The organism is Glaciimonas sp. OK215, from assembly GCF_057787885.1.
The window spans coordinates 1047461-1061242 of the sequence record NZ_CM173544.1 but is presented as its reverse complement, the minus strand read 5'-3'; the positions used below and the strand labels follow the sequence as shown (position 1 = coordinate 1061242).

The 13782-nt window shown below is 57.6% G+C and carries 12 protein-coding genes; 5 read left to right on the top strand and 7 right to left on the bottom strand.

The features are described from left to right. Positions 1-36 precede the first annotated feature (36 nt). From iolB to AC3CHX_RS04720, 6 genes are all read right to left on the bottom strand, one after another. Positions 37-840 carry a 5-deoxy-glucuronate isomerase gene (gene iolB / locus AC3CHX_RS04745; RefSeq protein ID WP_488642943.1) on the bottom strand — a complete coding sequence of 268 codons (804 nt, stop codon included), beginning with the start codon at positions 838-840 and terminating at the stop codon, positions 37-39. Then, positions 837-1787, bottom strand: coding sequence for a myo-inosose-2 dehydratase (iolE, locus tag AC3CHX_RS04740; RefSeq protein WP_488642942.1), 951 nt, complete (start codon positions 1785-1787; stop codon positions 837-839). The genes iolB and iolE overlap by 4 nt, the downstream gene beginning before the upstream one ends. Continuing rightward, the gene (gene iolD / locus AC3CHX_RS04735; RefSeq protein ID WP_488642941.1) at positions 1784-3643 is read right to left on the bottom strand and encodes a 3D-(3,5/4)-trihydroxycyclohexane-1,2-dione acylhydrolase (decyclizing); all 1860 of its coding nucleotides are present in this window, start codon (positions 3641-3643) and stop codon (positions 1784-1786) included. Before iolD ends, iolE begins: the two co-directional genes overlap by 4 nt. Then, positions 3640-5601 (bottom strand): bifunctional 5-dehydro-2-deoxygluconokinase/5-dehydro-2-deoxyphosphogluconate aldolase, encoded by a 1962-nt coding sequence (locus tag AC3CHX_RS04730; protein ID WP_488642940.1) that lies wholly within the window; start codon positions 5599-5601, stop codon positions 3640-3642. The genes iolD and AC3CHX_RS04730 overlap by 4 nt, the downstream gene beginning before the upstream one ends. 318 nt (positions 5602-5919) lie before the next feature. Further along, on the bottom strand, positions 5920-6231 hold the full coding sequence (locus AC3CHX_RS04725) for a MocE family 2Fe-2S type ferredoxin (RefSeq protein ID WP_488642939.1): 312 nt from the start codon (positions 6229-6231) through the stop codon (positions 5920-5922). A 20-nt stretch (positions 6232-6251) separates the two neighbouring features. Beyond that, on the bottom strand, positions 6252-7340 hold the full coding sequence (locus AC3CHX_RS04720) for a fatty acid desaturase family protein (RefSeq protein WP_488642938.1): 1089 nt from the start codon (positions 7338-7340) through the stop codon (positions 6252-6254). 340 nt (positions 7341-7680) lie between these two features. Between AC3CHX_RS04720 and AC3CHX_RS04715 the strand changes: the two genes are divergently transcribed. The 3 genes from AC3CHX_RS04715 to AC3CHX_RS04705 all read left to right on the top strand — a co-directional run bounded on the left by AC3CHX_RS04715 (position 7681) and on the right by AC3CHX_RS04705 (position 10661). Further along, a complete protein-coding gene (locus tag AC3CHX_RS04715) occupies positions 7681-8505 on the top strand; it encodes a TIM barrel protein (RefSeq protein ID WP_488642937.1) in 825 nt (274 codons plus the stop codon). 27 nt (positions 8506-8532) lie between these two features. Beyond that, positions 8533-9519 (top strand): inositol 2-dehydrogenase, encoded by a 987-nt coding sequence (gene iolG, locus AC3CHX_RS04710; RefSeq protein ID WP_488642936.1) that lies wholly within the window; start codon positions 8533-8535, stop codon positions 9517-9519. Positions 9520-9587: 68 nt separating this feature from the next. Then, a complete protein-coding gene (locus AC3CHX_RS04705) occupies positions 9588-10661 on the top strand; it encodes a LacI family DNA-binding transcriptional regulator (RefSeq protein ID WP_488642935.1) in 1074 nt (357 codons plus the stop codon). 21 nt (positions 10662-10682) lie between these two features. On the opposite strand, the gene AC3CHX_RS04700 is transcribed toward AC3CHX_RS04705, so the two are convergent. Further along, positions 10683-11777: a LacI family DNA-binding transcriptional regulator gene (locus tag AC3CHX_RS04700; RefSeq protein ID WP_488642934.1), complete on the bottom strand. Its 1095-nt coding sequence runs from the start codon at positions 11775-11777 to the stop codon at positions 10683-10685. A gap of 120 nt (positions 11778-11897) precedes the next feature. Between AC3CHX_RS04700 and AC3CHX_RS04695 the strand changes: the two genes are divergently transcribed. Next, complete coding sequence (locus AC3CHX_RS04695) at positions 11898-12956, top strand: fatty acid desaturase (RefSeq protein WP_488642933.1); 1059 nt, start codon at positions 11898-11900, stop codon at positions 12954-12956. 2 nt (positions 12957-12958) lie between these two features. Beyond that, positions 12959-13768 (top strand): TIM barrel protein, encoded by an 810-nt coding sequence (locus AC3CHX_RS04690; protein ID WP_488642932.1) that lies wholly within the window; start codon positions 12959-12961, stop codon positions 13766-13768. Positions 13769-13782: the final 14 nt, after the last annotated feature.

Below are 13782 nucleotides of genomic sequence, written 5' to 3'. Positions count from 1 at the left end.
TCTCCGGGCTACTCGTTGTACCTACAGGCTGGAGCCTTACGTTTTCAGCATCCATTCATGTGCAGGGTCGTTCTTGAAATACCATTCGCGCGTGGCGCCTGCCATGACGTTGAGGTAATAGCCTTCATAGCCGTGCGGCATGACAACCGGGTGGTAGCCTCTCGGCACCATCACGACATCGTTGTTTTCGACGGCCATCGACTGGTCGATGCTGCGGTCGTCGGTGTAGACGCGCTGGAATGCGAAGCCCTGGTCCGGATTGATCCGGTGGTAGTAGGTTTCTTCCAGCGAACTTTCAAGCGGCAGGTTGTCGACGTCGTGCTTGTGCGGCGGATAGCTCGATGAATGACCGGCCGGTGTGCGGACTTCCACCACCAGCAAGTGATCGGCCGGTTCGGTATGGGGCAGGATGTCGCACACATAGCGGGTATTGCTGCCGCTGCCGCGCACCGAGCGCTTCATCGAAGCCGGGGTTATCAGGCGCGACGGTAAATCGCCCTTGGCCGGCGCAGTACACAGAGCCACTTCCGCATCATTGTGGGCAGTGATGCGGACCGCCTGCCCGCCCGGCACATAGACTGCATACGGCGAGCGATCTTCGAATACGCTGTTGCGTTCGCCGATTTCGCGCCACGCATTTTGCCCAAGCGCGCCGTCAACGCTGACACTCACGACGCCACGCAAAACGACGATGCAGGTTTCGCGCCCGGCGCTACCGAACGACAAGGTTTCAGCGCGTGCCAGCCGATGTGCTGCGAAACCGACATACGTCCAGCCGGCCGATTGCGGCGTGACGCTGACGATGTCGCGCCCGCTCTGCCCTTTGACCAGCAGGTTCATGCGGCCTCCCTGGGAAGGTGGTTGCGGGTCTGACCAGGCGCGCCCTGTTCCAGCACGCGCACCAGTCCGGCCAGATGCCGGTAACCCATTTCGGCGTACTGATAACTGGGCGCAACCGCAGGGTCCTGTTCCGCCTCGACCACCAGCCAGCCTTCATAATCATTGTCATACAGCAGTTGCAGCAGGCTGGCGAAATCGATGCAGCCGTCGCCGGGGACGCTGAATGCGCCATTCATCACCGCTTGCAGGAAACTCCAGTTGCCATTGCGCGCCAGTGTTGTCACGGCAGGACGGACATCCTTGCAATGCACGTGCGAAACACGCTTGATGTGTTTCTTCAATACGGTCACCGCATCGCCGCCGCCGAACGTGATGTGGCCGCTGTCGAACAGCAAGCCCAGCTCGGGGCCGGTCAGCGCCATCAACTGATCGACATCGGCCGGCGATTCGACATACGCGCCCATGTGATGGTGGTAGGACAGGCGCACGCCATGCGCCAAGGTGTGGCGCGCAAAGGCGGTCATCTTGTCGGCATAGGCTTGCCATTCTGCGGCGCTGCGGAAACGCGGGCGCTTGTACAGCGGCTGCGGGCGGCCCTGGATCGCGTCGGCGACTTCGCCATACACCATCACTTTGGCGCCGTTTTCCGCCAGCAGGCGCAAGTGCGGGCCAACCGCTTCAATTTCCTGCTCGACGCTACGGTCGGCATGCGCCAGCTGTCCGGAATACCAGCCGGAGACGCATTCCAGCTTGTATTTGCCCAGTACCGCACGCAATGCCGCCGGCTCCTTCGGAAACTTGTTGCCCAGCTCGAAACCCTGGTAACCGATCTCGGCACCTTCCGCCAGCGCAACTTCCAGCGGTGTCTCGCCGCCCAGCGACGGCAGGTCGTCGTTCATCCAGGAGATTGGATTGATGCCGATCTTGACGTTGAATTTCTTGTTCATTGTTCTGCCCTTTGCATTTTTTTTGCTTGCTCATAGAGTGCGCGCGCTTCCCGTACCTGTTCACGCTCGGAGACTTCCGGCACCGCCACTTCCCACCAGCAGCCGCCTTCGCTGGTGGTGCGCGTCGGGTCCGTGTCAATGCAGACCAGGTAAGTGCGATCGGCGGCGCGCGCGCGTTGCAGCGCCTGCTCCAGCTCGGGGATGGTCTTGACGTTTTCTGCATGCGCGCCAAGCGACCGTGCGTGCATCGCAAAGTCGATCTGCGGCGCACCGTGTTCGCCCTGCAGGCAGTCGTCGAACATATTGTTGAACGGCGCGCTGCCGACCGCCTGCTGCAGGCGGTTGATACAGCCGTAGCCGCGATTGTCGAGCACCACGATGATCAGTTTCTTGTCCAGCATGATCGAGGTGGCGATCTCGGAATTCATCATCAGGTAACTGCCGTCGCCGACCATCACGATCACCTCGGCATCCGGCTTGGCCATCTTCACGCCAAGCGCACCGGCGATCTCGTAGCCCATGCAGGAATAGCCGTATTCCATGTGATAGCCGCCCGGTGTGCTGCTGCGCCACAGCTTGTGCAGTTCTGCCGGCAAGGTGCCTGCGGCGCAAACGACAATGTCGCGCTCGGCGGAATCGGCCGCGGAACGCTGGACCGCGCCGATCACTTCGCCGTCATACGGCAGTGTCACTTCGCGCCGTGCGGTAATGGCCGCAATCGTGGCGCGCCATTGTTCCGCTTCCTGCTGGGCTTTTGCGTGCCACTCTGCATCGCTGTGCCATCCGTCTAAGGCGGCGGACAGTTGCTCCAGCCCCAGCCGGGCATCGCTCAATACGCTGACGCCTTGACGCTTGGCCGCGTCGAAGCGGTTGACGTTCAGGCTGATCAGCCTGGCCTTGGCAAACAAGGTGTTCGAACCGGTCGTGAAATCCTGCAGGCGCGTGCCGACCGCCAGCACCAGATCGGCTTCGCCTGCCATCCGGTTGGCCGCGGGTGAACCGGTGACGCCGACCGCGCCCAGTTGCAGCGGATGGTCCCATGCCAGCGCACTTTTGCCGGCCTGCGTTTCAGCGACCGGAATGCCGTGTTGCTCGGCAAATGCGCGCAAGGCTGCGCTGGCCTGGCCGTACAGCACGCCGCCGCCGGCGACGATCAGCGGTTTCCTTGCCATGCGCAACGCGGCGACGGCCTCTTCCAGTTCGGCAGCGATCGGCGCGGCGGCGCGAAAAGTCACGCTGCGCGGCGCAAAGAATTCGACCGGATAGTCATATGCCATGGTCTGCACGTCTTGCGGCAGGGCCAGCGTGACCGGGCCGCACAGCGCGGCATCGGTCAACACCTGGATCGCGCGCGGCAAGGCGCTCAGCAACTGTTCCGGATAAATAATCCGGTCGAAATAACGCGACAGCGGCTTGAAGGCGTCGTTGACCGAGACGCTGCCATCCTGAAAATCTTCCAGCTGCTGCAATACCGGGTCCGGCGCACGCGACACGAATACATCGCCCGGCAACAGCAGTACCGGCAGGCGGTTCACATGCGCCAGCGCAGCGGAAGTCAATAAGTTGGTGGCGCCCGGACCGATCGAGGTCGTCACCGCCATCATGCGGCGCCGCATATGCGCCTTGGCATAGGCAATCGCGGCGTGGGCCATGCCTTGCTCGTTATGCGCGCGGTAGGTCGGAAAGGATGCGCGGTACTGGTACAGCGCCTCGCCCAAGCCCGCTACGTTGCCATGGCCGAAGATCGCAAAAGCGCCGCCGAACAGCGCTTCGGGGCCGCTCTCGGTCTCGACCCGCAAGGCCGCCAGGTAGCGCACCAGGGCTTGCGCCATGGTCAGACGAATAGTGCTGCTCATGCTGCTTGCTCCAAAGGAAACGCGTTCAAATCAGCACGCGTTTTTTTCCAGATGCCGATCAGTTCTTCAAAGTTTGCACGTGCTTCGTCGATCAGTTGCGCATCATCGATTTCCCCTGCCAGCCAGCGGCGGCTAGGTTCATGGAAAATGGTGCGGCCGACCATGAAGCCGCGGCAGGTTGTGCTGTCGCGCGAGGCCTTGAAACTGTCGGCCAAATCGTCGACCGGCGCATGCAAGCCAAGCAGCACCACGCCGCGGCAATACGGATCGCGCTCCTGCACCAGCGCATCGATGGCGCGCCATTGTTCTGCGCTCATGCTTTCGAGTTTCCACCATTCCGGATAGACGCCGATGTTGTACAGGCGCTTGAGCGCGCGCAATACGGTATCCGGCGCCGCCGGCAGCGATTTGGATGGAATGATTTCCAGCAGCAGTTCGTGGCCGCTGACTTGCGCCGCATCGTACAGGGCCTTGATCTGCGCTTCCTGCTCCAGGCGGCTCTCGACGCTTTCGTCCGGATGCAGTTGCACCAGGCATTTGATCACGTGTTCTTGCGGCCAGCTGATCAGGTGCGAACCGATCGAACGGCCCCAGTCGAACTGCAACGGGTTCGAGCCGGGCAACTCGACCGGACGCCCGATCCACCATCCGCGTCCGGTAGCGGCATTCAGAGCATCTTCGCCGTAACGGTCATCGATCAGTACGCCGATCTTGCCGGCCAGATCGCAGGCTGCTTCGGTTTGCGCGACCGCCTGCACCAGCAGACGTTTCAGTGCGGGGATACGCTGCTCGCTGGCGCCGGCTTGCTGCGCCATATCGAAGAACTGGTTGCGGTGATCGAAGGCGAATACGCACAACGCATTCCATTGCTTGCGCTTGACCGTGACCCGATGCAAGCGGGTCAGCGTGGCGTCTTGCCCCGGGCGTTGCAGCTGCTCTGCATTGGCCAGGAAATAGTCGAGCTCGGCCGGGGTCGGCATCGCCGGTGCGCAGGCATGACGGGCAACCACCAGCGCGCCGCAGGCATTCGCGAGTTCGCAGCAGCGCGCATAATCGGCATTGTTCAGCCACCCTTTCAGGAAGCCGGACAAGAAGGCATCCCCGGCACCGAGCACATTCATCACTTCGACCTGCACGCCACGGAAATTGAACGCATCGTCCAGTGTTGCCGGGATCGCCCCTTCGATCACCGCGCAGCCGAGCGGGCCGCGCTTGACCACCAGCGTGGCATGCGACACATTGCGCACCGCCTTCAGCGACGCGATGATGTCCGCGCCGCCGCCGGCGATCATGAATTCTTCTTCGGTACCAACGATCAGGTCGAACTGCGGCAAGATCGTCTGCATGTGCGCCGTCACACCGTCGTTCGAGACGAAGCGGGTTTCGCCGTCGCCTTTTTGCGACAAACCCCAGAGTACCGGACGGTAGTCGATGTCGAGCACGGTGCGGACGTTATTGCGGCGCGCATAGTCGAGTGCCAGCATGCTGACGTGGTGCATTTCCCTGGTCGAAAAATGCGTGCCGGTGATCAGCAGGGCTCGGCTGCCGGCGATGAAAGCTTCATCGACATCTTCTGCGCGGATCGCCATGTCGGCGCAATTCTCGCGGTAGAAGATCAGCGGAAAGGTGTCCTTGTCCTTCAGGCCCAGCATCACCATCGCGGTCAAACGGTCCGGATCGACCGCCACGTGGCTGACGTCGCAGCCTTCATTGACCAGCGCTTCGGTCAGGAAGCGGCCCATGTGATCGGCGCCGACGCGCGACAGCATGGCCGAGCGCAGCCCCAGGCGGGCTGTGCCGAAAGCGATATTGGCAGAGGAACCGCCCAAATATTTGGCAAAGCTGCTCACGTCTTCCAGACGCGCACCGATTTGCTGCGCATACAGATCGACGGCAAGTCGCCCCAGACAGATGACGTCGTGCACTCTGCCAGGCGCGAATTGAGTTGGATTTTTCATTTGGCTGTCTTTCTAGATGGTCATGCCATCAGGTTGAATCATCATTTTTCTCGTTAGCACCGGCAAACCTGCGCATTTTTCAGCCCTGCTTCTTGCTTGCCGCGCAAGACGGGTTCCGCCTTAGCTGGCAATCATCGTAGATCATGGTAAATCAAAATGCAATATCTTTTTCATTTTTCATTAATTTAGAACTTAATTTCTATTTAATTGACGGCCGCTAGCGTGCGACATGTCGAAAAGGAGATCGCATTAGCTAATATGCAAAAACTATTTTCCAGGCTGCCCAGACGGCAGCCCGCGAACCGCGGCCGTATCCTGTCAGGCGATATCCAGGAAGACTTTTCCTTCTTCGACTTTGACCGGATAGGTTTTCAGATTCACGCAAACGGGCGCGCCGAGCGCCTTGCCTGTGATCAGGTTGAAGCGTCCGTTGTGCTTCGGGCATTCAATCACATTGCCCATGACCAGACCGTCCGCCAAATGCACCTGTTCATGCGTGCACAGCCCGTCCGAGGCGAAGGCTGCATCGTTCAAGCGGTAGACGGCATAGGTTTTTTCCTGGTGATCGAAACGGATCACGTCTTCATCGTCAATGCTCTCAAAATCGCATACTTCAATCCAGTTGCTCATAAAAATCTCCTTGAATGTAATTATTTCGCGTAGGTCCCGATCGGTTGCTCAAGGCCACCACCAGCCGAGAGCTCGCGCCGGACGGCGTAATTCGGGTCCTTCACCTGCTTCAGCAGGGCCGGGATGATTTCCCGGTACGCGGCGATCGTGCTCGGATAGGGCGCAGGGCATTGATCCTTGATCAACGCGTGCAGCTTCGGCAGTGCGTGAAAAGGCACCATCGGAAACATGTGGTGTTCGGTGTGATAGTTCATGTTCCAGTATAAAAACCGGAATACCGGATTCATGTAAATCGTACGGCAATTGAGCCGATGGTCGAGGACGTTTTCCGGCAAGCCGGAGTGTTGCGTCACGCCAAAAAACAGGCTCAGCCAGGCGCCGTAAAATGAAGGCAGGCCGATGAACAGCAGCGGTTTAATACTATCCATGGCGAAGCAGGCGGCGATAACCGCGGCATAAATGGCGCACCAGACCCGGGCTTCCAGTACGACTTTTCCATACTCGCTTGCCGGAATATACGATTTGTCTTCGTCCGGGATTTTTCCTGCCGCATTCAGCAATACGCCAAGCAATTCGCTCACGCCATTCTTGAGATTCAGGCAATTCAGCAATAGGCCCAACAAATCCGGCGGACGCGGCGCAACGATCTCCGGATCGCGGCCGACAATCAAGGTATCGGTGTGATGCCTGGCATGGCTCCAGCGTTTTTGCGTGGGCCGGCGCAGCACCAGAAAGGAAGCGATTTGATACACGATATTGTTGAGTCGGGGCGACTTGAATGCCGTGCCATGCCCTGTTTCATGCCAGCGCGAATCGGCCGGGCCGGCATACAAAGTGCCGTAGAGCAGAAAGGCAGGAATCGCCCAGAAGGTGCCCCAGCTCAGGTACGCCAGCACGCCGAACGCTGCTATCAGGCTGAACCAGATCAGGGTATCCCGAATCGCTGCGGCGTCCTGACGCTGCATCAGGCTTTTCATCTGCGGACGTGTCAGCGCACATTTGTACCAGACGGCATTCGCCAGTCCCTGCGCAATCGCCTTCTCGCCATCGCCGCCTATCATCCGGTAAGCCTGCTTCAGATTTTTCTTGCTTCTTGTCTCGAAATGCATATTCGTCACGTCCTCTGGTTGGGGGTGAATTGGAACCCAGCTGGTTCGTGACTGGAATATTAGTTGGAATGGATTGCTTTTCTCAACAACTCATTGAAATACATATCAAAACATATCAAATACTCCCATTTGAAAACATCATTTCTTTCATTTCAAGCGCTCCGAAGCGCAGAAAATTGACCATTTATGGTCAATTTTGTTAATGCATGAGAGCGCCAAATTTCTTACATTGGTTGAGCACAGTGTTATCCCGTCGGAATCGTTTGACACTGCTGACAAGAGAGCGCCGACAGCGGCGCCATTGAGACCAGAACCAGCAACAATATTGAAAGTATTCCCCATGAAAAAAACCACCACGTTTTCATTGAACCGGATCAGCGCGCCGCGCCTCGGCTTTAGCGACTATCTCGCGCTGTGCCAGCGCCTGGACGTCAACACCATCGAAATCCGCAACGACCTGGACGGGGTTGAACTGAATGACGGCACACCGGCAAAACAGATCAGGGAATTGACTGCGGCCGCCGGCATTACCATCCGCTCGATCAATGCGCTGCAACGCTTTGAGCAATTCGATGCCGCCCGCGCAGCCGAAGCGCAAGAGCTGATCCGCTACGCCGCAGAATGCGGTGCACAAGCGCTGGTACTGTGCCCGACCAACAGCCTGAAAGACAGCCGCACAGCGAGCGAACGGCATACAGCTCTGGTGGCGGCATTAAAAGCATTGAAGCCGATGCTGGCCGACCACGGTATCCTCGGCCTGATCGAACCGCTGGGCTTTGAGGAGTGTTCGGTGCGCCGCAAATCACAGGCTGTGCTGGCCATGTATGACGCTGGCGGGGAAAACGACTTCAAGCTGGTGCATGACACTTTCCATCATCATCTGGCCGGCGAAGATATTTTTTACCCGAACCTGACCGGGCTGATCCATGTCTCCGGCGTGGAAGACAGCGCCTTGCCGGTCAATCAAATGCGCGACGCTCACCGCGTACTGGTCGGCGGCGCCGACCGCCTCGGGAATATCCGCCAGATCAAGACACTGTTGGCACGCGGCTATGCCGGCTGCATCTCTTACGAGCCATTCGCGGAAGAAGTCGCCGCATCGGCTGATATCGAAAACCAGCTGCGCGCCAGCATGGCGTTCATTCGCGACGGCATTGCAGCTTAAACACTTAATTAATCAAAGGAGATGAACATGTTGCAAGTAGCAATCTTTGGCGCCGGACGCATCAGCAAAATCCACACCGGCAACCTGGTGCAGCAGGACGGCGTCAAACTGAAGTATGTGGTCGACGTCCACGCCCCGAGTGCAGAAGCCCTGGCAACGCAATACGGCGCCACTGTCGCCAACGTCGATCAAGTGTTTGCCGATCCGGACATCCAGGCGGTCGTCATCGCCTCCAGCACCGATACGCATGCCGACCTGATCCTGCGTGCGGCCACTGCCGGCAAACATATTTTCTGTGAAAAACCGGTTGATCTCACGGTGCAACGCGCGCGCGTCTGCGCCGATGCCGTAGCCAAAGCCGGGATCACTGCGCTGATCGGTTTTCAGCGCCGCTATGATCCGACCTTTGCTTCACTCAAGGCGCGCATCGATGCAGGTGAAATCGGGGTGCAGGAAGTCCTCAACATCACCAGCCGCGACCCGGGCGCGCCGCCGCTGGCTTACATCAAAAGCTCGGGTGGCATCTTCAAGGACATGTTGATTCATGACTTCGACGTTTTCCGCTGGATACTGGATGACGAAGCGGTGAGCCTGTATGCCACGGCATCCGTATTGACCGACCCGGCGATTGCCGATGCCGGCGATGCCGACACCACAGCGGTCACGATCCGGACCCGCAAGGGGCGCCTGTGCCAGATCAACACCAGCCGCCGTGCCGCATATGGTTACGACCAGCGCTTTGAAGTGCTGGGCAGCAAGGGCATGTTGCAAGCCCACAACCATCGTCCGACCGAAGTGGAATCCTGGACTGCCCAGGGCATCGCTTCCGGTTTGCCGGAAAACTTTTTCCTGGAACGCTATCGCGCTGCGTATGCAAGCGAAATGGCGCACTTCGTCGAGGCGATTCGCGACGGCAAGCCGGTTCGCACAACCATCGCCGATGGCCTGAAAGCGCTGGAATTGTCAGAAGCAGCGGAAATCTCATGGCGCGAAAAGCGCATCGTCGAATTTTGACTTGTCTCTAGGTGAAGCCTTGATGCATGATGGTTTTTTCGATGAATCTTCTCATCCTTCAATCCATCATGAATGACGCAAAACCGGCAGCACGACGCAAACGCAGCCCCCGCTTCATCGATATCGCTGAAGCAGCGGGAGTCAGCCACACCACGGTCAATCGGGTACTCAATGAGCGCGGCAGCGTCTCGGCCGACACCCGTGCGCGCGTGGTGGCGGCCGCCAAACGGCTCGGCATATCGCGCCTGTTGCCGGAAACGCGGCGCGGCCTGACCCGCTTCGATGTCATCCTTGCAGCCAGTAGCACGCCCTATTTCCACCGCCTCAATCTTGCATTCCAGCGTGCGATGCAAATGCTGGACAGGAAAGTCGTTATTCACCGCACTTTCATCCCGGAAGACGACGACGACGGCATCGCCCATGCGTTGTTAAGTCCGCGCCAAAAACGCCAGGGATTGATCGTCGCGGTACACGACACCGAAAAAGTGCGCCAGGCATTGCGCCAGGTCATCAAGAGCGGCGTTCCTGTGGTGACCCTCATGAGCGACATCGTCGATGTGCCCCGGGTGCACTATGCCGGCATCGACAATTATCGGGCCGGACGTACCGCCGGCTACTTTCTGGGCCGTTTTGCGCAACGTTCCGGGCGCATCCTGTTGCTCAGCAATTCTTTGGGTTACCAGGCGCATGCGGACCGGATCAGAGGATTGTGCGATGTCATTGCCGAATCCTTCCCCGCTTTGCAGTGCACCAGCGTCAACGAATGCCACGACGAATCTGATCGATGCTATACGGCGGTCACGCAAGCGCTTAGGCAGCACGATGATCTGGTCGGTATCTACAATAGCGGCGCGGGATCGGCCGGGATCGTGGCCGCCTTGCGCAAATCCGACATGGCAGGAAAAATCATGCTGACCGGGCATGAAATATCGGATGAGCACCGGCAATATATTGAACAAGGCATCATGGATCTGGTGATCGATCAAGACCCGGACGGCCAAACCCTCTCCGGCTTGCAGCATCTGCTGTATGCATGCGGCATGATCGAAGATGCACCGTCGCCTGAACCGAATGAATTCAGGCTGTTTTGCCGTGAGAATATTTCGCAGCGGGCCTATCTACCTTCATCCGAACCAGAGTAAATCGGCAGCAATAGCTTGCCCTCAGATATTCTCCGGCGTAAAGACTTGTAACGGCAATATAAGCTGTTGGGGGCCATCACTGCCTTTGCCTTCCAATGCATTGATCATCGCATCCACCAAATGTGTGGCCAACAATTCGCGCGGATGGGAAATCACCATTGCAACATAGCCATCGATTAACGCTGCCCTGGTCACTGGTGTCAAGTCAACGCAAACGGTGATCATCTTCTGCGTGGGACTATGCGCACGTAAACCATCCATAACGCCTTCTATACCCCCACCGGCAACATACAGCCCTACCAAATCAGGATGTTGTTGCAGTAGCTCCAGCGTTGCCTCTTCGGCAAGACCCCGATCTTCCAGACTGATCAGCGTCTCCAGGATTTGAAAGTCCGGCGCCTTTTCCCGGAAATAGGAGCGAAAGCTGATTTCACATTGCTCCTGACACACATATCGGTGGGTTCCTATCATAATCGCGATCTTCCCTGGCTTGGGGCTCAGGTTGGCAATCGCCCACGCGGCCGTTCTGCCGACTTTCCAATTATCGATACCGACATAGCCGGCCCGCTTGACAGCGGTCACATCGGAAATGAGCGAAAAAATAGGTAATCCTCTTTCGCCAAGCTCGTCAATCGCATTGCAAATATGCGGGTGTTCCGTTGCTACTAACGCCAACGCGTCGACTTTGGTCGCCATATCGCGTATTTGTTCGACGACACGGCGGGGCGTCAAGTCGTCCATGAATTCTATCAACGCCCCCTGAATCGAAGGAGAGGCTCTGGCGGCATCCGTTAATGCCTGCCCCAGCAGTTGATAAAAAATGCTGTCCCGCTTTTGCATGAGGAAGCCAAGCCGATGCTTCTTGCCGCTTTCGTTGATGCGATTCCGAATCAATCCTGTACCACGAAACCCCAACGCCTCTGCAGCTTTAAGCACGCGTTGCGCAGTTCCCGGTTTCACAGAGGCACGCTGGTTGATCACGCGGTCAACTGTTGCGACTCCCACACCCGCTTCCCTCGCCACATCGGCAACCGTGCAGTTCTTAATTTTCATCGTATTTTTGATAGAGTTATCATTTTTAATCAATAACGCTTTGATAGTTTTGAGGTTAGTCATCTATTCGTATTGTCTATTTTTCTTAAAATAATTACCATCACTCCGTAGGCAATCTCTCACATTGCATCGAATGATTGAGCATGATGGGATTATATCAAATATTGATCAGGTAAAGATAAAATGGGACAAACAGGCAAGTGGAAGGATTACCGGCTTAGCGAAGCGAATAGCAATCAAGCCGAGCAGAAAGGGCTGGTGTCCGCGCAGTGGTTTGCATGCAAGGTAGGCCGTCAGGAAATGAAACAGATGATGAAGCGCAGCGACAAAGAAGCGTTGATGCATTTGGGCCTTTGGTTGATGTTGTTGGCGGCGGCCGGTGTCATCGCCTTCCTTACCTGGGGTACGCTCTGGTGCGTACCCGCATTCCTTGCCTATGGCGTGCTTTACTCTACTAGCGATCATAGCGCGCACGAACTTTCTCACGGCACACCATTTAAAACAAAGTGGCTGAACACTATTTTTTATCAGCTAACGTCCTTCATGACGCTGCACGAACCCGTCTACTGGCGCTGGAGTCATGCACGGCATCATACCGATACCGTTATTGTTGGCCGTGATCGCGAGATCGCCTTTCCCAGGCCAACCAGAGTGTTCCTGATTTTCCTGGACTTCTTTTTTCTGCCTAGCGGCATCACTGAAATCCTGCGTACGTTGCGTCATGCCTTAGGCAGCGTGAGTGCAGAAAGCCGTAGTTTCGTTCCTGAATCGGAAATTGGAAAAGTCATTTTTTGCAGCCGTGTTTTCGTTCTGATTTTCCTGGCGACGATTGCATGGTGTTTTGCTATTGGCAGTATTTTGCCGGCGATGTTTATCGTTCTGCCACGTTTTTATGGCGCCTTTCTCTCCCAGTTATTCGATATCACGCAACATGCCGGTCTCGCTGAGGATGTATTGGATCATCGTGTGAACACGCGCACCGTTTACTTTAATCCGGTATTCAAATTCCTTTATATGAACATGAATTATCACGTTGAGCACCATATGTTCCCGATGGTGCCGTTCCACGCATTACCCCAGTTGCACGCCGCTATAAAAAGCCAATCGGCACCCGCCTGTCCTTCTTTGTGGGCAGCTTATCGCGAGATTATTCCGGCTTTGCTGATTCAACGCCAGAATCCCTGGCATACGATTGAGCCCCTTGTTCCAGAACACATTCACAAACTTTATCAAGAAGGATAATCATGACCAATCGCGCTGTACCGACCCCGTTCACGCTCGCCGTCTGTGCTGAAATGGTGTTCCGCCACCTTCCGATCGTCGAACGGGTAAAGCGGATAGCGGACCTCGGCTTCCAGGTGGAAATCTGGGACTGGACGAAGCACGATATCGACGCGCTGAAAAAGACCGATGCCATCTTCTCTTCGATGACAGGCTACGTCACCGGCACGCTCGCCGACGATGCCGGCGCGGATGAACTCCTGCGCACCGCCGAACAGTCAATCCCGATCGCCAAGGAACTCGGCATTCCCCGGCTTAACCTGCACGGCACCGGCCTCGACAGCCGCGGTCTGCCGGTCAAGCCAGCTGACGGGATGACCGGTGCGATGTGGCTCAAGGCGCAGGACACGCTGAACCGCATCGCCGACCTCGGCCAGAAGGCGGGCGTCATCTTTTGCCTGGAGAACCTCAATACCGCGGTCGATCATCCGGGCGTTCCATTCGCGCGCTTAGAGGACACCCTCGCGCTGGTCGCAGGCGTCAACCGGCCTGAAGTGCGGCTGATGCTGGACGTCTACCATGCGCAGATCGGCGAGGGCAACCTGATCGAACTGATTCGTCGCTGCGCGCCATACATCGGTGAAGTCCAGGTCGCCGACGTCCCCGGCCGCTGCGAGCCCGGCACTGGCGAGATCAACTATCCGGCCATTGCCAAGGCGCTTTACGACGTAGGCTACCGCGGCACCGTCGGCCTTGAGGCGTGGGCCTCAGGCGACGACGAACTCGCGCTGAGCCGCTTCCGCTCCGCATTCACGCTGCAGGCCGCAGCCTGAGCATCACGACAACA

Coding starts and splice junctions, on each gene's coding strand:
- iolB (WP_488642943.1), bottom strand. CDS start 840: ATGAACCTGCTGGTCAAAGGGCAGAGCGGGCGCGACATCGTCAGCGTC.
- AC3CHX_RS04695 (WP_488642933.1), top strand. CDS start 11,898: ATGGGACAAACAGGCAAGTGGAAGGATTACCGGCTTAGCGAAGCGAAT.
- AC3CHX_RS04700 (WP_488642934.1), bottom strand. CDS start 11,777: ATGACTAACCTCAAAACTATCAAAGCGTTATTGATTAAAAATGATAAC.
- AC3CHX_RS04705 (WP_488642935.1), top strand. CDS start 9,588: ATGAATGACGCAAAACCGGCAGCACGACGCAAACGCAGCCCCCGCTTC.
- iolE (WP_488642942.1), bottom strand. CDS start 1,787: ATGAACAAGAAATTCAACGTCAAGATCGGCATCAATCCAATCTCCTGG.
- AC3CHX_RS04725 (WP_488642939.1), bottom strand. CDS start 6,231: ATGAGCAACTGGATTGAAGTATGCGATTTTGAGAGCATTGACGATGAA.
- AC3CHX_RS04720 (WP_488642938.1), bottom strand. CDS start 7,340: ATGCATTTCGAGACAAGAAGCAAGAAAAATCTGAAGCAGGCTTACCGG.
- AC3CHX_RS04715 (WP_488642937.1), top strand. CDS start 7,681: ATGAAAAAAACCACCACGTTTTCATTGAACCGGATCAGCGCGCCGCGC.
- AC3CHX_RS04690 (WP_488642932.1), top strand. CDS start 12,959: ATGACCAATCGCGCTGTACCGACCCCGTTCACGCTCGCCGTCTGTGCT.
- iolD (WP_488642941.1), bottom strand. CDS start 3,643: ATGAGCAGCACTATTCGTCTGACCATGGCGCAAGCCCTGGTGCGCTAC.
- AC3CHX_RS04730 (WP_488642940.1), bottom strand. CDS start 5,601: ATGAAAAATCCAACTCAATTCGCGCCTGGCAGAGTGCACGACGTCATC.
- iolG (WP_488642936.1), top strand. CDS start 8,533: ATGTTGCAAGTAGCAATCTTTGGCGCCGGACGCATCAGCAAAATCCAC.